The following is an 18,394-nucleotide window of genomic DNA, read 5'->3' as shown; positions in this document are numbered from 1 at the left end:
GTGAAAACCGGTCTCGGCACAGCCGGGACCGCTCTCCCGTCCGCTTGAAAGGCGCCTCATGTTCCAGAACCGCGCAGAAGCCCTGGCGCTTGCCCTGCCGGCAGCCATCTTTGCGACCCTGGTCTTTCTGCTGCCTGTCACCATCCTGCTGTTGGAAGGCTTCCGCGCCGGCGGGGCCTGGACGCTGTCGGCCTATGCCGATTTCTTCTCCGCAACACTGAACCGCACCGTTTTCCTGCGTACCTTTCGGCTCGGCCTCGAAGTCACCGCCGTCTCGGCGATCATCGGTTATGCCGCAGCCTTTGCCATCGTCAATCTGCCGCCGAAGGGCAAGGGCCGCATGATCGGCCTCATCACCCTGCCATTGATGATCTCGCCGGTGGCGCGCACCTATGCCTGGATCGTCATTCTCGGCCGCACCGGCATCGTCAACCAGGCGATAACGGGCCTGGGCCTCAGCGCCGAGCCGCTGCGGCTGCTGTTCACCGAGACCGCCGTCTTCATCGGCCTCCTTCAGCTCTTCCTGCCGCTGATGATCCTGTCGCTGATCAGCGCGCTCGAAAACATGCCGAAGGATGCGATCCCGGCCGCCCGTGTGCTCGGCGCCAACTGGTTCCAGGTTTTCTGGAAGGTCATCCTGCCACTGACTAGGGAAGGTCTCGTCATCGGCGGCACGCTCGTCTTCACCGGGTCGCTCACCGCCTATATCACCCCCGCCATCCTCGGCGGCTCCAAGGTGCTGATGCTCGAAACGCTGATGTACCAGCAGGTTTCCGTCGCCAATGATTTCATCTCGGCGAGCGTCATCGCCTTCATTCTGATCGTCATGAGCTTTGCCGCCAACATCCTGCTGAAACGCCTAGCAACGGCGAGGAACCACCGATGACCCTGCGGCTGTTTTCGCCTGTTGTGCTCCTGCTGCTGCTGATCTTCCTGATCGGCCCATTCCTGATCATCATCGCGGCTTCGTTATCATCAGGGGATACGCTGGCCTTCCCGCCGCAGGGGCTGTCGCTGCGCTGGGTGATGAAGGTCTTCACCATCGAGAGCTTCCGCGACAGCTTTGCCATGTCGATGTTTCTCGCCGTCTTCGGAACGCTCGCAGCCCTCGTCCTCGGCATCCCGGCCGCCTACGCCCTCTCCCGCTACCGGTTGCCCGCGGCCGAAACTGTCCGCACCATCGTCTCGCTGCCGATCATCGTCCCCGGCATCATCGTCGGCCTGGCGCTGCTGCGTTATCTCGTCGTGCCCTTCGGCTTCAATATCACCCTGGCGCTGTTCTTTGCCCATACGGCCCTGGTGCTGCCCTATGCCGTGCGCGTCGTTTCGGCGAGCCTCGACAATCTGCGCTCGGATATCGAGGAAGCGGCCGTCCTGCTCGGCTCCTCCAGGCTCGGCGCCTTCTTCCGCGTGGTGATGCCGAATATCCGCGGCGGCATTCTTGCCGCCTTCATCCTCGGCTTTGTCACCAGCTTCAATCAGGTGCCCGTCTCGCTCTTCCTCTCCGGCCCCGGCGTCCGGACGTTGCCGATCGACATGCTGGGTTACATGGAAACCACCTACGACCCCTCCATTGCGGCGCTCTCCGCCCTTCTCGCCTTCCTGTCGATCGGTATCGTCTTCCTCGCCGAACGCTTCCTGGGATTTTCGCGATATGTCTGATGCCTACCTTCAACTCGACAAGCTGACGCTCGCCTATGGCGATACGGTCGCCGTGAGGGATCTCGATCTCGCCATCGGCAAAGGCGAGCTCGTTGCCCTTCTCGGCCCCTCCGGCTGCGGCAAGACGACGACGATGCGTGCGATCGCCGGCCTGCTGACGCCCGCCTCCGGCCGGATCCGGCTCGACGGCGCCGATATCACCCGCATCTCCGCCAACAAACGCGCCATCGGGCTCGTCTTCCAATCCTACGCGCTCTTTCCGCATCTGACGGTCTATGAGAACGTCGCCTTCGGCCTGCGCCTCAAGGGCATCTCGGGCGCCGGTCTCGATGCCCGCGTCGGCGCCGGCCTGAAATCCGTCGGGCTCACCACTTTCGCCGGCCGTAAACCCGCCGAACTCTCTGGCGGCCAGCAGCAGCGCGTGGCCCTCGCCCGCTCGATGGTGATGGAGCCGAAAGTGCTGCTGCTCGACGAGCCGCTCTCCAATCTTGACGCCCGCCTACGCTTGGAAATGCGGGCCGAGCTGCAGCGTGTTCAGAACGAGACCGGCGTCACCATGATCTTCGTCACCCACGACCAGGTCGAGGCTTTGGCGCTCGCCGACCGCATCGTCGTCATGCTGAATGGCGCCGTCGAACAGATCGGCACGCCGGAAGAGATCTACAACAAACCCGCCTCTGCCTTCGTCGCCGACTTCGTCGGCTTCGAGAATGTCTTCGCGCTGAAAGACGACAAGCTTGCCACACCGAACGGCCCGGCAGCACTTTCCGGCCCTGTGCCCGAAGCTGCGGGCCTTGCCTGGCGTCCGCGTATGGTGAAGCTTGGTTCCGGTCCTTTTCCGGGTACTGTGCGAGGTACCTCTTTCGCCGGCAATAGCCGCGAATATCTCCTCGATACCCCGCTTGGGCCGATCAAAGCCGAGATCGACGCAAATCTGCCGCCCTACGAGATCGGCAGCGCGCTTGTCTTCGACCTGCCGGTTGCCGGCGCGGCTAACCTCAAACGGTTCGGGTGAGATCATGGGCGTCTGGATAGACACCGATATGGGCTTCGACGACATCGCCGCCATTCTGGTCGTGGTGCAGTCGGAATTCGAAATCGACGGCGTATCGCTGGTCTTCGGCAACGCGCCGCTGCCGCAGGTGAAAAGAAACGCCGCCGGCGCCGCCAGCGCCTTCGGCTGGACCTTTCCCATCCACACCGGCCGCGCCATGCCGGTTCTCGGCAAGCTCGAAACCGCCCAGGCGATCCTCGGCACAACCGGCATCCCGACGTCAGGCAAGGGCCTGCCGAAGGCGCCAGCGCTCGCCGAAAGCGATGCCTTTACAGCGCTCTGCCGCTGGCTGGAGCGTGATGGCCAGCACCGCATCCTGGCGCTCGGCCCCCTCACCAATATCGCCGCCGTGGCGCTCGCCCAGCCCGATCTTGCCGCCCGCATCAGCGACCTCGTCTGGATGGGCGGCGCTGTCACCTCGGGTAACCACACGGCCTCTGCCGAGTTCAACGCGCTGGCCGATCCCGAGGCGCTGGCAATCGTCCTCGCCCACGGCCTGCCGCTGCGCATGGTCGATCTCGACCTCTGCCGCAAGGTGCTGGCAAGACCGGAGGATGCCGAGCCGGTGCGCAATGCCGGCGGTGGCAATGCCGAGCTCATCGCCGACATGTTTTCCGGTTATATAGGCATCGCCACCAGCCGCGGCCGCCCAGCCATGGCGATCTACGACCCCTGCGCCGCCATCGCCTTCATCGCTGCCGATATCGTCGGATTCCGCCCGGCGCGCCTCGACGTCGAGCTGCAGGGCGCCCTCACCCGCGGCCGCACCGTCGTCGAGACCCGCGCCACCCATGCGACCTTCAATGCGCACTTCGCCACCGAGATCGACGGCGATAAGGCACGCGCGATCATTCTCGCCGCCCTGGTCCACGAGGCCCGCAAATGAACGCCAGTCCTCGCCAGGAACCCGCCGATCTCTACGATCCCGTCTTGCGCGCCCGCGCCGTCGCGGCTGCTCGCGGTGACGCTCCCTTCGACGTGCTGATTACCGGCGGCCGGCGGCTCGACGCAGTGACGGGCCTGCTCCGGCACGCCGACATCGGTCTCGTCGGCGCGCTGATTGCAAGCGTCCACGCTCCGGCAAGCCGCACGGATGCGGTCGAGATCATCGATGCGACGGGCAGCACCCTGACGCCCGGCCTGATCGACACGCATATGCATGTCGAAAGTTCGATGGTGACGCCGGCCGAATATGCAAGCGCGGTCCTGCCGCGCGGCGTCACCACCATCGTCTGGGATCCGCATGAATTCGGCAACGTCCACGGCCTCGACGGCATGCGCTGGGCAATCGAGGCGGCGCGCGCGCTGCCGCTGCGCACGATCCTGCTTGCCCCTTCCTGTGTGCCGTCGGCACCGGGCCTGGAACTTGCCGGCGCCGATTTCGATGCCGCCATCGTCGCCGAGATGCTGCGCTCCTCCGCCGTTGGCGGCGTCGCCGAAGTCATGAACATGCGCGGCGTCATCGACGGCGATCCGCGCATGACCGATATCGTCAATGCCGGTCTTGCCTCCGGCAAACTCGTCTGCGGCCATGCCCGCGGCCTCGAAGGCGCCGATCTCAACGCTTTCATGGCAGCAGGAATCACCTCCGACCACGAGCTCACCTCCGGCGCCGATCTCGCCGCCAAGCTTGCCGCCGGCCTGACGATCGAGCTGCGTGGCTCTCATGACCATCTGCTGCAGGAATTCGTCGAGGTGCTGAACGGTCTCGGCCACCTGCCCCCGACAGTCACACTCTGCACCGACGACGTCTTTCCCGATGAACTCTATGAAAGCGGCGGCCTCGACGACGTCATCCGTCGCCTGGTGCGCTACGGCATGAAGCCGGACTGGGCGCTGCGTGCCGCGACCTTCAACGCCGCCGAGCGCCTGAAACGCTCCGACCTCGGCTTGATCGCCGCCGGCCGCCGCGCCGACATCGTGCTCTTCGACGACCTCGAGGAATTCCGGGCGCGGCTGGTCATATCGGGCGGCCGCATCGTCGCCCGCAACGGCAGCATGCAGGTAGACGTCCGGCAGCTCGATCCGGTCCCGCTGGAAAATTCGGTGAAGCTCCCGCAACTCAGCGAAAATGATTTCCGCATTGCGTCGAGAGGTAAGCGCGCCCGCGTCGCCACCATCGACCGCCCGCGTTTTACGCAATGGGGCGAGGCGCAGACGGAGGTCAGAGACGGCTTCGTCGTGCCGCCGGCCGGCAGCGCGATGATCGCCGTCGCCCATCGCCACGGCAAGGCCGACGGCGCCCCGCGCATCGGCTTCCTCAGCGGCTGGGGCGATTGGCGCGGCGCCTTCTGCACCACCGTCTCGCATGACAGCCATAACCTCACTGTCTTCGGCGGCAATACCCGCGACATGGCGCTCGCCGCCAACGCCGTCATATCAGCCGGCGGCGGCATGGCAGTAGCCAAAGACGGAAAGATCGAGGCGTTCCTGCCACTGCCGCTCTCCGGCCTGGTGACCGACGCCTCGCTGAAGGACACGGCGCGGGCCTTCGCCGATATCCGCAAGGCCATGGAAAAAATCGTCGACTGGAAACCGCCCTACCGCGTCTTCAAGGCCTGCTTCGGCGCAACGCTGGCCTGCAATGCCGGCCCGCACCAGACGGATCAGGGGATGGCCGACGTGGTGACGGGGAAGCTTTTGGAAAGCCCGGTTCTGGAGGTTTGGTAAGCGGGGACGCACATAGCGTTTCATGAGAGGCATGCCGTGTAGCCCGCTAGCTAGTGCCCGTCCATAAACGGTAAACTACTGAAATTATTGACGGAATCGCGATATTTCCGCGGGCAAAGCCCGGCGGTTTCAGGTACACTTTAGATCAAGCTACTGATTCTAAAGACAAACCCGCAACCGCCGGAGCCGACAATGCGCCAAGAACGCACCGTCCAGGCCAGCCTATTCGATCTTTTCGCCGAACACGAGATCGGCCGTGAACTGAAAGCGATGTCGGACTGGCTGGACGAGCAGTGCGATCTGCTCGACCTGGTGGCGCGAGACCTGTGTCGCGGCGGCATCAGAGCCACCGGACGGCAAGGGCTGCCGGCTGAAGCGGTGCTGCGCTGTGCGCTACTCAAGCAATACCGGCAGCTGAGCTATCAGGAGCTAGCCTTCCATCTGGAAGACTCTGCCTCGTTTCGCGCCTTTGCCCGGCTGCCGTGGGCATGGAGCCCGCAGAAGTCGGTGCTGCAAAAGACGATCAGCGCGATCCGGGCCGAGAGCTGGGAAGCGATCAATCGGGCGCTGCTGTCGAACGCTCGGCAGGCGAAGCGCGAAGATGGCACCGTCGTGCGGCTGGACAGCACCGTGACCTCAGCACTCATGCACGAACCAAGCGACAGTGGCCTGCTGTGGGATGCTGTGCGGGTGATGGTGCGCCTGCTGAAGCAGGCTGATGCGGTAGTCGGCGACGCCGGTCTGGCGTGGTGCGATCATCGCCGCGCGGCCAAGAAGCGCGCGCGCCGCATCCAGTTCACACGTGGTCGGCCCAATCGTGTCCAGCTCTACCGCGAGCTGATTGCGATCGCGCGCGCGACACTGGCATATCTGCGGCAGGCGAGCGAGCGATTGGCTGTAGCGACCAATCCGCTTGTCGAACTGTGGCAGGTCCAGGTCTGTCACTATCGCCCGCTGATCGAACGGATCATCACCCAGAGTGAGCGGCGGGTGTTGGCCGGCGAGCCGGTGCCGGCCAGCGAGAAGCTGGTTAGCCTGTTTGAAACGCATGCCGATATCATCGTCAAAGGCAGCCGCGACGTCGAATACGGCCACAAGCTCAACCTGACCACCGGCAGGAGCGGCATGATCCTCGATCTGGTCGTCGAGACTGGCAATCCGGCCGACAGCGATCGGTTGCTGCCAATGCTGGAGCGCCACATCGCTTTCTACGGCCACGCGCCACGGCAGGCGGCCGCCGATGGTGGCTTTGCCACGCGCAACAACTTGGCCACAGCGAAGGCCTGGGGCGTTCGCGACATGGCCTTCCACAAAAAGGCCGGCCTCCGGATCGAGGACATGGTCAAAAGCAACTGGGTCTATCGCAAGCTGCGCAACTTCCGCGCCGGCATCGAAGCCGGAATATCATGCTTGAAACGCGCTTACGGCCTGGCGCGCTGCACCTGGCGTGGCCTCGATCACTTCAAGAGTTACGTCTGGTCCTCGGTCGTGGCCTACAATCTCGTCCTCCTCACGCGCCTCAATCGGACCTGATGCCGGCCTGGCACCGCAGTCGTCTTCCACCGGCCCATGTCGGCCCGGCGCCGCGCGCGACCACGCCCGCAAGTCCACTCCGACGAAAACCAGCGCCCCTAATCTCCCATCAATGCCTCCAAGACGATTCCGACCTCACACAAGTGCTTGCAAACGCTACAAAATATGCGGGTTTATGGACGGAAACTAGCTAGCCTTTCAACTCCCGCTCCACCAACGCCACCCAATAGGCTGCGCCATAACCAAGCGCATCATCGTTGAAATCATAAGCCGTGTTGTGATGCAGCGCGCCGTCCACCGCCGGTCCATTCCCGAGCCACACATAACAACCAGGCGCGTTCTGCGCAAAGAAGGCAAAGTCGTCGCCTGCCGTCGACGGCGGGAAACTCGTCCGCACCTTCCCTCCAAACACCGAGCCGGCCGCCGCAAGCGCCCGGCCGGTTGCATCCGCGTCGTTGACGACAGGCGGAATTCGACGCTCGAAACGATAGTCGGCTGATATGCCGTACATCGCAGCCGTTCCGCTGGCCAGCCGACCGATCTCTGTCTCCAACTGGTCGCGCACCTCAGGCGAATAGGCCCGCGCCGTCCCGCCGATCTCCACGATATCGGGAATAACATTCAGCGCCTTGGCATCACCCGCCTGCAGGAAACAGGCGCTGACGACGGCCGGCTGCAGCGGATCGACCACACGCCCGACGATCGTCTGCAGTGACGACAGGAAGGTGCCTGCCGCCGTGATCGGATCGCGTCCGAGATGCGGCTTGGCGCCGTGCGTGCCGATCCCCCGGAAAGTGATGCGCCAACTATCGGAAGAAGCAAGCTGCGGTCCCTCGACGACGGCAATCTCGTCAAATGCAAGCCCCGGCATATTGTGCAGACCATAAACGGCATCGCAGGGGAAGAGCGTGAACAGCCCCTCCTCCACCATGCGCTTCGCCCCGCCGCGCCCCTCTTCGGCCGGCTGGAAGATGAAATGCACCGTGCCGGAAAAATTCCGCGTCGCCGCAAGATGCCGGGCGGCACCCAGCAGCATCGCCGTATGACCATCATGACCGCAGGCATGCATCTTTCCGGGCACTGTCGATTTATAAGGCCGCTCCGCCATTTCAGGCATGGCCAGCGCATCCATATCAGCCCTGAGCCCGATCCTGCGCGTGCCGCTGCCGATCTGGAGCGTGCCGACCACACCGGTGCCGGCCAGCCCGCGCTGCACGGCGACGCCGGCCTCTTCGAGAAGCCTCGCGACGATGCCGCCGGTGCGCTCTTCCTCGAAACCCAGTTCGGGATGGGCATGCAGATCACGGCGCAAGGATGTCAGGAACGGCAGATCGGCGCTGATCCGGGCAGGAATGCTCATGGGCCTGGATATCCTGTCATGCGAAACGGGCGCCCAACCGGCGCCCGCGTCAGATCATTCCTTGTTGATCAAACAGACTACAAGTTCAACCCCTCAGGCTTCTTCGACGAACACCTCTTCGCGCTTCTTCTTGACGCTCGGCAGGAAGACGACGATGAGCACCGCAAGCGCAATCGCCAGAAGCGTGGCGCTGATCGGCCGCGTGATGAAGGTACTGGGATCGCCGCGCGACAGGATCATGGCGCGCCGCAGGTTCTCTTCCAGCAGCGGCCCGAGCACGAAGCCAAGCAGCAGTGGCGCCGGCTCGCAGCGAAGTTTTGCCAGCACGTAGCCGATGAGCCCGAAGAAGGCCACGGCATAGAGGTCGTAGACATTGGCGTTGACGCTGTAGACCCCGATCGAGCAGAAGGCCATGATGACCGGGAAGAGCACATAGTAGGGCACGGTCAGCAGTTTCACCCAGAGCCCGATCAGCGGCAGGTTCAGGATGACGAGCATCAAATTGCCGATCCACATCGAGGCGATAATACCCCAGAACAGCGCCGGCTGCTCGGAAGCGACGTTCGGCCCCGGCACGATACCCTGGATGATCATCGCGCCGACCATCAGCGCCATGACCGGATTGGCCGGAATGCCGAGCGTCAGGAGCGGAATGAACGAGGTCTGCGCCCCGGCATTGTTGGCCGATTCCGGCCCGGCGACGCCGGCGACCGCACCCTTGCCGAATTCCTCCGGCGTCTTCGACATGCGCTTCTCGACCGTATAGGAGGCGAAGGAAGCAAGAATGGCGCCGCCGCCCGGCAGAATGCCGAGTGCCGAACCGATCACCGTGCCGCGAACGACGGGCGCGATCATCTCCTTGAATTCCTGGCGGGACGGCAAGAGGCCGGAAACCTTGGCCATCAGCACCGTGCGGGTCGACTCGCCCTCGAGATTGCGCAGGATTTCCGCCACCCCGAATACGCCGACCGCGAGCGCCACGAAATTCAGCCCGTCGGCATATTCGCGAATGCCGAGCGTGAAGCGCGGCGTGCCGGTATAGATGTCGGTGCCGACGAGGCCGAGCAGCAGCCCGAGCGCCACCATCGCCAGGGCCTTGACGACCGAGCCATGCGCCAAAGCGATCGAGGAAACCAGACCGACGATCATCAGCGAGAAATATTCGGCCGAACCGAATTGTAGCGCGATGGCGGTAAGCGGCGGGGCGAAGATCGCGACGAGAAAGGTCGAGACCGTGCCGGCAAAGAACGAACCGAGCGCTGCGATCGCCAGAGCTGCTCCCGCCCTGCCCTTGCGCGCCATCTGGTAACCATCGATCGCCGTGACGGCGGAGGAGGATTCGCCCGGCATGTTGATGAGGATCGCCGTCGTCGAACCGCCGTACTGCGCGCCGTAATAGATGCCAGCGAGCATGATCAGCGAGGAGACCGGTTCGAGCTGGAAGGTGATCGGCAGGAGCATGGCGATCGTCGCCGTGGCGCCGATGCCCGGCAGCACGCCGATCAGCGTGCCGAGCAGCACGCCGATCAGGCAGAAGAGCAGATTGTCAAGCGTGCCGGCTGTCGCAAAACCGAGGGCGAGATTGCTGAAAAGATCCATTATCGCCTCCTAGAACCGGACCCAGGGGCCGAAACGCTCGAACGGCAGGCCGAGCCCGTAGCTGAAGACTGCCACGGAAAAGACCGTCAGCAGCAGCGAAAGGATGATCGCGGAGAACAGGTTCATCTTTTGCGATGCGAAACAGGCGATGAAAGCGGTGACAAACAACGCCGGCGCGAATCCGAGCCCGCGTACCGTCAGCCCGAAAAAGACCGGCGCCGGCAGGATGAAGATCATGCCGCGCCAGGCCATGGCGCCGACCGGCTCTCCCTCGACGCGCAGCGCCTGAATGAAGATGATCGCGCCGAGAAGCACGAGCACGCAGGCAAGCACCAGCGGAAAATAACCGGGGCCCATGCGTATTGCCGTACCGAGGTCGAGCCCCAGAGACTGGAAGGCGAAAAAAGCGCCGGTCGCGACGAAAAGCGCGCCGCAGATCGCATTGGTGCTATCGAAACTGATGGATTTCATAGTGTCTCCTGGAGTTGGAGATGGTTCTTAACGCGCTGCTGCGATTGCCACTCATCCGCCTGCCGGCACCTTGTCCCCGCTTGCGGGGAGAAGGGAATACGCCGCAAGCCTCTCACCTTTTCCGCGATCGCTCAGGGCAGGTCCCCTCTCCCCGTTTACGGGGAGAGGGTTAGGGTGAGGGGCTATTCCTGGCACATCCCTCACTAGTCCGCATATTCCCCGGCAGCCTCGATCACCGGCTTCCAGCGGGCGATCTCGCCTTCGAGCTTGGCTTTCAGAGCAGCCGGCGTCGCATCGACGTCGGAGGACGGCGCCGTGCCGAGTTCGGCGAAGCGAGCGCCGACATTCGGGTCTTTCAGCGCGACCTGCAGCGACTTCGACAGCCGTTCGTTGATTTCGGCCGGCGTGCCCTTCGGCGTGTAGATGCCGTGCCAGATGCCGACTTCGAAGCCCGGCAGGCCGGCTTCGACAGCCGTCGGAATCTCCTTCATCACGTCGAGGCGCTTCGGCGAGGTCACGGCATAGGCCTTGATCGTGCCGCCCTGGATCTGTTTCGTGGTGTTGGTCGTCTGGTCGCACATGATGTCGACCTGGCCGCCGAGCAGGTCGGTCATGGCAGGGCCGGTGCCCTTGTAGGGAACGGTCGTCAACGGCGTCTGGATGGCGCTCATGAACATCATGCCGCAGAGATGCGAAGCCGCGCCGATGCCGGCGTTGGCAACCGTCACCTTGTCCTTGTTGGCCTTGACATAGTCGATCAGACCCTTGAGGTCGGTCGGCTCGAAATCCTTGCGCGCGACGATCGTCATCGGCACCTCGGTGACGAGGCCGACATAATCGAAAGCGCCGAGCGTGTCATAGGCGAGCTTGCGGTAGAGCGTGGCGCTCGTCGCCATGCCGATATGGTGCAGCAGGATGGTGTAGCCATCTGGATCGGCGCTCGCCACGCGGCCGGCGCCGAGCGTACCGCCAGCGCCGCCGACATTTTCCACGACGATCTGCTGGCCGAGATCCTTCGACATGGATTCGGCGACGAGGCGCGCAACCGTATCGGTCGGGCCGCCGGCCGCAAACGGTACGACCATGGTGATGGTGCGTTCGGGATAGGTCTGCGCCGCAGCGGCACCGGCGAGAAGAGAGACCGCGGCAGCTGCGGTCAGGCCGAGCATGGCCTTCAGGATTTTCATCGTTTCCTCCCTGATGAAATAAGCGAGCCCGCCGACACTCCTCCGCGCCGGTTCGGATTGCCTATTTGCCGCCGGGAAAAATCGAGCTGCAATCATCGCCACCGTTTTTGGAAGGTGATTCTGCGAGGGTGCGATGCAGCATGGGTCGATTTGGAAACAAACCGCGGATGCGATGGGTGGAAATCCACCCATCGCATCTGGCGAGGACGCACAGCCAACCGGCGAGGACTAGCCGTCGGTGATCAGCATCCGCTTATCCAGCCCGTATTTCTGCATCTTTTCGTAGAGCGTCTTCCGGGAAATACCGAGCGACTCGTAGACCGGCTTGAGGCTGCCGCCATGCGCGACCAGTGCACTGGCGATGACCCCTCGCTCGAATTCGGCGACCCGCTCCGCAAGCCCCGTCGCCTCCTCGGCCTGCCGTCCGCCATTCTCGAGGCCGAGGACCAGGCGGTCGGCGGCGTTCCTCAGCTCCCGCACATTGCCGGGCCAGTCGCGCTGGGCAATGTCGGAGATCACCTCCGGCAGCACGGTCATCTCATCGCGGCCGTAGCGCGCGGCCGCTTCCCGCACCAACTGCAGGAAAAGCAGCGGAACATCCGCCCGCCGCTGCGACAGCGACGGCACATGCAGCGTTGCGACGTTCAGCCGATAGAAGAGGTCGGCGCGGAAGCGCCCTGCAGCCACTTCCGCCTCGAGGTCGACTTTGCTCGTCGCGATGAAGCGCACGTCGAGCGCCACGATTTCGTTCGATCCGAGCCTGGAGATCACTCGCTCCTGCAGCACCCGCAGGAATTTCGCCTGCAGGTCGAAAGGCATGGAACTGATTTCGTCGAGCAGGATAGTGCCGCCGCGCCCATGCTCGAACTTTCCGTAGCGCGGCCTCACCGCCCCCGGAAAGGCACCGATCTCATGGCCGAAGAGCTCGCTCTCGATCAGATTTGCCGGCAGCGCGGCGCAATTGATCGCGATGAACGGCCGGCTCGCCCGGGCGCTGATATCGTGCAGCGCGCGCGCCACCACTTCCTTGCCGGCCCCGGTCTCGCCGACGATGAGCGTATCGGCATCGCTGGCGCCGATCGCGCGGATACGGTAGCGCAGATCCACCATCACCTGCGTACGCCCCGGCAGCCGCGCCTCGATATCGTCGCGTTTGCCGGCGACTGCCTTCAGCAACCGATTTTCGAGCACGAGGCCGCGCCGTTCCATCGCCCGGCGGATGACGCCGGCGAGCATTTCCGGCGTGAACGGCTTCTCGATGAAATCATAGGCGCCTTCGCGCATCGCCTTCACCGCAAGCTGTACGTCGCCATGGCCGGTGACGAGAATGACCGGCACCTCCGGATCGATCTCGCGGATCCGCTGCATCAGCGTCATGCCGTCCATGCCGGGCATGCGGATATCGCTGACGACGACGCCGGGAAAGCTGTAGCCGATCAGTTCCAGCACATGGTCGCCGTTCGAAAAGGTCTCGACGCTGAAGCCGGAAAGCTCCAGCGCCTGCGCCGTCGAGCGGCGCAGTTCCTCCTCGTCGTCGACAAGCAGGATCTTGGCCTCGTTCATTCCGCTGCCTCCGGCATCAGCCCCGCCGCCGTTTGCAACTCGATACGGAACACCGCGCCCCCATCGGGATGGTTGGCAGCCGTCAGGCTGCCGCCGAAATCCTTGACGATGTTGTAGGAGATCGAAAGCCCGAGGCCGAGGCCCTTGCCGACGCCCTTGGTCGTGAAGAAGGGATCGAAAATGCGCTCGGCGATTGCCGCCGGCACGCCCGGCCCGTGATCGCGTATCGTCAGCACCACCTTGGCGGCCGCCTCGATGGCCGAAATCTCGATGCGTCTGTCATCCAGCCCCTCCACCGCATCGGCCGCATTGGAAATCACATTCACCAGCACCTGCTGCAGCCGCACCGAGCCGGCGCGCACCACCGGCGGCCGGGTCCCGAGATCGAGCCGGAGCTCGGCGTCAGCCGCCTTCAGCCGCCAGGCGATGATCTCCAGCGTGTCGCGCATCGCCTCATCGAGGGGAACCGGCCCGAGCTTTTCGTTCGGTTTGCGGGCGAAGTTACGCAAATGCCGGCTGATCGCAGCCATGCGGTCGATCAGCCCGCCGATCCGCCTTATATTATCGCGCGCCTCCTCCGTCCGGCCGCGATCGATGAGAACGGAAGCGCTGTCGGAATAGGTCTTGGCGGCGGCGAGCGGCTGGTTGAATTCATGTGAAAGCGCGGCCGACATCTGCCCGAGGCCGGCAAGCTTGCCCGCCTGGATGAGATCGGCCTGCGTCTGGCGAAGCTGCTGCTCGGTCAGTCGCCGCTCTGATATCTCTTCCTCGATGCGGCTGTTGACGCGGGCAAGATCGGCCGTACGTTCTTCGACGCGCCGCTCAAGCTCGCCCCGCGCTTCGGCCTGCATCTGCATACGCTCGGCCAGTCGCGCCCGCCGCTGGCGAATGACCGCCACAGCAAGCCCGGCGATGCAAAGGATCAGAAAGACAGCCGCAAGCGCCGTGCGCGCCTGCGCGCGGATGGAACTCGTCTCCATCAGCACGTTCACCGTCCAGTCTTCGGCCGGCATATAGTGCGACAGCACCAGATATTCGCTGGAGCCGCGCTCGCCGGCAAGCGTCATCAACTCGTGCGGCTCAAAGCGCTGGCGGCTCACCGGCAGCGCCATCAGCCTGGCATTGGCATAGCGCCGCGAAGCTTGTGTGCGTGCAATCCGCTCAGCCGTCAGCGGCAGGATCGCACCATAGAGCCATTCCGGGCTGCCGGACATGAAGATGATGCCCTCGGGATCGGAGACGAAGATCTTGTATTCCCCGCCGCTCCAGGAAGATTCGATCATGTCGATATCGACCTTGAAGACGATGACGCCTCGAATATCCGGACCGACCCTGATCGGCGCCGAGAAATAATAGCCGCGTTTCAGCGAGGTCGTGCCGAGCGCATAAAATCGGGCCTGCCGGCCTTCGATCGCATCCTGAAAATAAGGCCTGTAGCTGAAATTCTGCCCGACGAAGCTTCCCGGTCCATCGTAATTGCTGGCCGCGATCGTCTCCCCGTCCGGCTTGACTACGTAAATGTCGGAGGATTTCAAGAGCCCGTTGATCTCCTTGAGATAGAGATTGGCGGCATCGCGCAGCGCGATATCGTCAGGCGCGCTGACCAGTTCCTTGATATCGTCGTGATCGGCAATCAGCGCCGGCAGCGCTTCGTAACGGTTGAGGTGACCGCTGAGTGCCGAGACGGCAAGGCGCAGCGCCGTTCCCGCCTGGGCCGAAGCCTCTTGCATATAGGCGCGCGTCGCGATCGCGCTTCCGTAGGTGAAGAAAGCGAAAATGATCACCGGCACCAGCAGCAGCGCCGCTATCGCACGATATCGCAAAGACAGATCCGGCTCCTCCCCTTCTGCCTTCACTCCCCAGCAAGGCATACCCGACGGGGTCAGTTTAATGAGGCAAGCGAGGATTTCCAAGAGCTCGCCGAAACTTGACACTCGGCTGAGGCGGATGTCCTATTGCTGCACCGCAAGGAGACCCTCCATGAGCGACGACCAGACACCCGCCGACAGCAAGCTCACCAACTCCAAGCGCCGCTGGGCGGCAGAGGGCAAGTTCCTGACCGGCCGCATCAGCCGTCCCGAGACCGAGCGCCTGCCGCCCGGCCAGCACCTCGTCAAGAACTGGCCGGTGCTCGATCTCGGCCAGCAGCCGGTCATCTCAACCGAACGCTGGCGGCTTGAGGTGCGCGGCCTGGTCGAAACGACTCTTACCCTCACCTGGGCCGATTTCCAGGCGGTCGAGCAGAGCAGCAATATCAGCGACATTCACTGCGTCACCACCTGGTCGCGCTACGACAACAGATGGAAGGGCGTTTCGACGCGCGATCTGCTCGACCGCGCCATGCCGAAACCAGAAGCAGCTTACGTCATGCTGACGAGCTATGACGGCTATACTACCAACCTGCCGCTCTCCGATTTTGCCGCCGAGGACGCCATCCTCGCGACATCATGGGAGGGCCTGCCGCTGACGCCGGATCACGGCGGCCCGATGCGCCTCGTCGTGCCGCATCTCTATTTCTGGAAAAGCGCCAAATGGCTGCGCCGCATCGAGCTGATACCCGAAGACATGGCCGGTTTCTGGGAAAAGAACGGCTACCACATGCTTGGCGATCCGTGGCGCGAGCAGCGCTATTCCGACGACTGAGCCTTCGGCTGCAGGAAGCGGCAAAGCGCAAGAACGGCGAGACCGACCAGACTGGCCAGCCCCGTCAGCGACGCCATGCTGGCGAAATGAAGCGGTATCCGGCTCCATCGCGGCTTGATGATATCGGCCGTGTTGAAAGCCTCGCCGCTGAACTGGCAGGTGACGAGCGCAAGACCACGGCGCACCATCTCGACATCAATGGAGGAGATGATCTCTCCTGCGGCAGGCGCCTCCCGCGGCATCTCCCGCATCGCCATCAGCACCGCCTTCGTCGCCGCGAGATAGGCATGGGCGCATTCGTTGAACGGACTTTCCTCATCCGTCACGCTGCCGGGCACCCTGCCCCACAGGCAATAGGAATATTGGATTTCGGCATAGTTCAGGATGCGGCGGAATGGTTCGTTCGTATCGACTGCACGGAATGCGAGGTCGATGATCCCACGGCGATGGTCTGAAATCACCGCCATCTCGCCATGGGAAATTTCCGGAACATCGAGACCGGTAGGATTGCCGCCGGCTGTGCGGCTATGCGCAAAGCAGTTTCCGGCGATCATGAAAAGGCAGGCGATGACGGCAAATCTCGTCGGCAGAAATAGCCCGGTTCTCTCGCGTCTCATGATCGCCCTGAAAGTTCGGGGCGCAGACCAGACTGCGCCCTTGGATACATTCAGCGAAATGCCTTCGCCGGCCGTCCGCGCTGCCCACCCTGGACGGCGAACTGCCTTTCGGCCAGCGCTCCGAAAGCAAGGCCGAGCGCTGCCCAGAGGATCGCGTGCATGGCGAGCGTTGTCGTGCGGAAACGCCAGAGCACCATCGCCGAAAAATTCTCCGGCACCTCGTTGATCGGCGGCAAGAGATAGAGAACGAGGCCGATGAAGATGAGATAGGCGGCACCGGCGATGATCGCGCCGTTCCAGAGACCGAAACGTCCTGAAAGACGGCGCGACAGGGCCACCGCGGCGATCAGCGCGGCAAGCGAGACGACGATCATCAGGAAGAACAGTTCGGTCCTGACGCCGATCGTGTCGGGATTGCCGACCGCCGGCGGGTTGGCCGGATACTTGATGCCGGGAACGAGCACGATCGCCACGAAGGCGGCGACGGCGATGACGGCCGAGGTGCCGCGCGGCGAAAGGCTGCTGAGGCGGCCGTGCACGAAAGCGAAGGCAAGCGAAAAAAGCCCGCCGACGGCGATGCTGTAAGCCATCACGCCGATGAAGAGGCCGGGACCGGCCTGCGTGGCCCGGCTGACGATCTCAGGTTCGGCAGCTTCGCCGGCCGCCTGGGCGCTCGCCTCCTCGAAGGTGATCGCCGCATCGACGAGCGGCTCGCCGAAGGTATGGGCGAAGGCAAAAACGAGAATGCCGGCAATCAGGCCCGCGAGCATGCCGCGAAGCAGAAGATTTCCAACCATGTCAGTATTCCCCTGAGCATGTCGCGCAAAACTGTGCAGCGGTTTTGCGAGAACGACATGCGTAAAACAAAGACCTAAAGCGCGGGAAGCGAATCTGAAAGATCGCGATGGGCTTTAGTGGCAGGGAAAGCCGAGGAGATGACGGGCGTCATGCACGAATTCGTGCACATACATGCCGTTGAACAGCGCCATCGCGCCTTCCTCGGTGCCGACGAAATAGAGGACGATGAGCATCAGCAGACCGCCGAAGATCGCCCAGGGCAGGATATCTCCGAGCGGGATTGGCGCCGGTGCCGCGACGGGCGTGAAAGTGGTGTCAGACATGTATTCCTCCGGAATGACGCGTTCAGTCGAAAGAGTGTTTGTGCGGTAAGGTCTGACTTCCAGCACGAAGAGCTTTCGACACGCTGGTCACAGTGGCGCGACCGCGCCGGATTTCCACCGGCTTCCAAACCCGCAACAGCATGGTTATATCTGCTCGCCGAAGAGACTGTCAACGACACTTCACGAAGCCGGCAAAGGCTGTCCCCACCGCTATCCGGAGATCGGAACGACCGTGAACACGCGCCTCACCTGGATCTGCCACGGCGCAACTGCGGCAAGCCGCAAGGGCCTGTTCCCGCTCGACGAACCGCTGGAAGAAAAGGCCATGGCGGAAGCAGGCAGGATGGCCGCCCCTCCCCGCGCCGATCGTACCGTCATGAGCCCCGCTTTGCGCGCCCGCCAGACCGCGGAAGCGCTCCACCTCGAAGCCCGGATAGATCAGGCGCTGTGCGATTGCGACCACGGCCGCTGGGCCGGCAGGTCGATCACAACGATCGAGACCGAAGAGCCGGAGGGCCTCATGGCGTGGATGAGCGATCCGGAAGCTGCCCCGCACGGCGGCGAGAGCATTGCCGACCTGCGCGCGCGCGTCGCAGGCTGGATGGATGAGCAATCCACACTCGGCGGCCATGTGGTGGCCGTTACCCATGCATCCGTCATAAGAGCAGCCATCGCGTATGTGCTTCACGCACCGCTTTCCTCCTTCTGGCTCGTCGACGTCGAACCGCTCGCCGTCATTCGCATGACCAGCAACGGGCGGCGTTGGTCGTTGCGCCTTCAGCATTAGAGATGCCTCATACGATCCAGCCTTACGCAAGCAAATCGCGTCATCTCTATTGAACCGGGTTTGACCGGGACTACTTCCTTATCCCAAGGAGATGGAAGACATGGCATATGATTGGAGTGGAGAACGT

General features: G+C 63.5%; 17 protein-coding genes and 1 riboswitch. Of the genes, 8 read left to right on the top strand and 9 right to left on the bottom strand.

Going from position 1 to position 18,394, the window contains the following annotated elements:
* The first annotated feature begins 58 nt into the window (after positions 1 to 58).
* From GGD57_RS16790 to GGD57_RS16765, 6 genes are all read left to right on the top strand, one after another.
* Complete coding sequence (locus GGD57_RS16790; RefSeq protein ID WP_184471466.1) at positions 59 to 886, top strand: ABC transporter permease; 828 nt, start codon at positions 59 to 61, stop codon at positions 884 to 886.
* Positions 883 to 1,662 (top strand): ABC transporter permease, encoded by a 780-nt coding sequence (locus tag GGD57_RS16785; RefSeq protein ID WP_184471465.1) that lies wholly within the window; start codon positions 883 to 885, stop codon positions 1,660 to 1,662. The genes GGD57_RS16790 and GGD57_RS16785 overlap by 4 nt, the downstream gene beginning before the upstream one ends.
* On the top strand, positions 1,655 to 2,677 hold the full coding sequence (locus tag GGD57_RS16780; protein ID WP_184471464.1) for an ABC transporter ATP-binding protein: 1,023 nt from the start codon (positions 1,655 to 1,657) through the stop codon (positions 2,675 to 2,677). The genes GGD57_RS16785 and GGD57_RS16780 overlap by 8 nt, the downstream gene beginning before the upstream one ends.
* Positions 2,678 to 2,681: 4 nt before the next feature.
* Positions 2,682 to 3,602 carry a nucleoside hydrolase gene (locus tag GGD57_RS16775; protein ID WP_184471463.1) on the top strand — a complete coding sequence of 307 codons (921 nt, stop codon included), beginning with the start codon at positions 2,682 to 2,684 and terminating at the stop codon, positions 3,600 to 3,602.
* Complete coding sequence (locus GGD57_RS16770) at positions 3,599 to 5,386, top strand: adenine deaminase (RefSeq protein ID WP_184471462.1); 1,788 nt, start codon at positions 3,599 to 3,601, stop codon at positions 5,384 to 5,386. Before GGD57_RS16775 ends, GGD57_RS16770 begins: the two co-directional genes overlap by 4 nt.
* Before the next feature lie 192 nt (positions 5,387 to 5,578).
* Positions 5,579 to 6,919: an ISNCY family transposase gene (locus GGD57_RS16765; protein WP_184471461.1), complete on the top strand. Its 1,341-nt coding sequence runs from the start codon at positions 5,579 to 5,581 to the stop codon at positions 6,917 to 6,919.
* A gap of 190 nt (positions 6,920 to 7,109) precedes the next feature.
* On the opposite strand, the gene GGD57_RS16760 is transcribed toward GGD57_RS16765, so the two are convergent.
* The 6 genes from GGD57_RS16760 to GGD57_RS16735 form a co-directional block, all read right to left on the bottom strand.
* Positions 7,110 to 8,279, bottom strand: coding sequence for a M20 aminoacylase family protein (locus GGD57_RS16760; protein ID WP_184471460.1), 1,170 nt, complete (start codon positions 8,277 to 8,279; stop codon positions 7,110 to 7,112).
* Positions 8,280 to 8,372: 93 nt separating this feature from the next.
* Positions 8,373 to 9,878 (bottom strand): tripartite tricarboxylate transporter permease, encoded by a 1,506-nt coding sequence (locus GGD57_RS16755; RefSeq protein ID WP_184471459.1) that lies wholly within the window; start codon positions 9,876 to 9,878, stop codon positions 8,373 to 8,375.
* A gap of 9 nt (positions 9,879 to 9,887) precedes the next feature.
* Positions 9,888 to 10,349, bottom strand: a complete 462-nt coding sequence (locus tag GGD57_RS16750; protein ID WP_184471458.1) for a tripartite tricarboxylate transporter TctB family protein — start codon at positions 10,347 to 10,349, stop codon at positions 9,888 to 9,890.
* Between the two features lie 203 nt (positions 10,350 to 10,552).
* Positions 10,553 to 11,536, bottom strand: coding sequence for a tripartite tricarboxylate transporter substrate-binding protein (locus GGD57_RS16745; protein ID WP_184471457.1), 984 nt, complete (start codon positions 11,534 to 11,536; stop codon positions 10,553 to 10,555).
* Between the two features lie 228 nt (positions 11,537 to 11,764).
* Positions 11,765 to 13,099 (bottom strand): sigma-54-dependent transcriptional regulator, encoded by a 1,335-nt coding sequence (locus GGD57_RS16740; protein WP_184471456.1) that lies wholly within the window; start codon positions 13,097 to 13,099, stop codon positions 11,765 to 11,767.
* Positions 13,096 to 14,970, bottom strand: a complete 1,875-nt coding sequence (locus GGD57_RS16735; protein WP_281423749.1) for a sensor histidine kinase — start codon at positions 14,968 to 14,970, stop codon at positions 13,096 to 13,098. The genes GGD57_RS16740 and GGD57_RS16735 overlap by 4 nt, the downstream gene beginning before the upstream one ends.
* A 109-nt stretch (positions 14,971 to 15,079) precedes the next feature.
* On the opposite strand from GGD57_RS16735, the gene GGD57_RS16730 reads away from it, so the two are divergent.
* A complete protein-coding gene (locus tag GGD57_RS16730) occupies positions 15,080 to 15,742 on the top strand; it encodes a sulfite oxidase-like oxidoreductase (protein WP_184471455.1) in 663 nt (220 codons plus the stop codon).
* Here the strand turns inward: GGD57_RS16730 and GGD57_RS16725 are convergent.
* The 3 genes from GGD57_RS16725 to GGD57_RS16715 all read right to left on the bottom strand — a co-directional run bounded on the left by GGD57_RS16725 (position 15,727) and on the right by GGD57_RS16715 (position 17,480).
* Positions 15,727 to 16,296, bottom strand: coding sequence for a hypothetical protein (locus GGD57_RS16725; protein WP_432443369.1), 570 nt, complete (start codon positions 16,294 to 16,296; stop codon positions 15,727 to 15,729). The genes GGD57_RS16730 and GGD57_RS16725 overlap by 16 nt on opposite strands.
* Positions 16,297 to 16,409: 113 nt before the next feature.
* On the bottom strand, positions 16,410 to 17,156 hold the full coding sequence (locus GGD57_RS16720; RefSeq protein WP_184471453.1) for a CbtA family protein: 747 nt from the start codon (positions 17,154 to 17,156) through the stop codon (positions 16,410 to 16,412).
* Between the two features lie 114 nt (positions 17,157 to 17,270).
* The gene (locus tag GGD57_RS16715) at positions 17,271 to 17,480 is read right to left on the bottom strand and encodes a CbtB domain-containing protein (protein WP_085738252.1); all 210 of its coding nucleotides are present in this window, start codon (positions 17,478 to 17,480) and stop codon (positions 17,271 to 17,273) included.
* A riboswitch (adenosylcobalamin (AdoCbl) riboswitch) is annotated at positions 17,479 to 17,630 on the bottom strand. Its footprint overlaps the gene before it by 2 nt.
* An 82-nt stretch (positions 17,631 to 17,712) precedes the next feature.
* Between GGD57_RS16715 and GGD57_RS16710 the strand changes: the two genes are divergently transcribed.
* On the top strand, positions 17,713 to 18,267 hold the full coding sequence (locus GGD57_RS16710) for a histidine phosphatase family protein (RefSeq protein ID WP_184471452.1): 555 nt from the start codon (positions 17,713 to 17,715) through the stop codon (positions 18,265 to 18,267).
* Positions 18,268 to 18,394: the final 127 nt, after the last annotated feature.

It is taken from the genome of Rhizobium esperanzae, from assembly GCF_014197615.1.
GTDB lineage: Bacteria > Pseudomonadota > Alphaproteobacteria > Rhizobiales > Rhizobiaceae > Rhizobium > Rhizobium esperanzae_A.
Note: the sequence above shows the minus strand (reverse complement) of the source record. Positions and strands in the feature narration are given on the sequence as shown.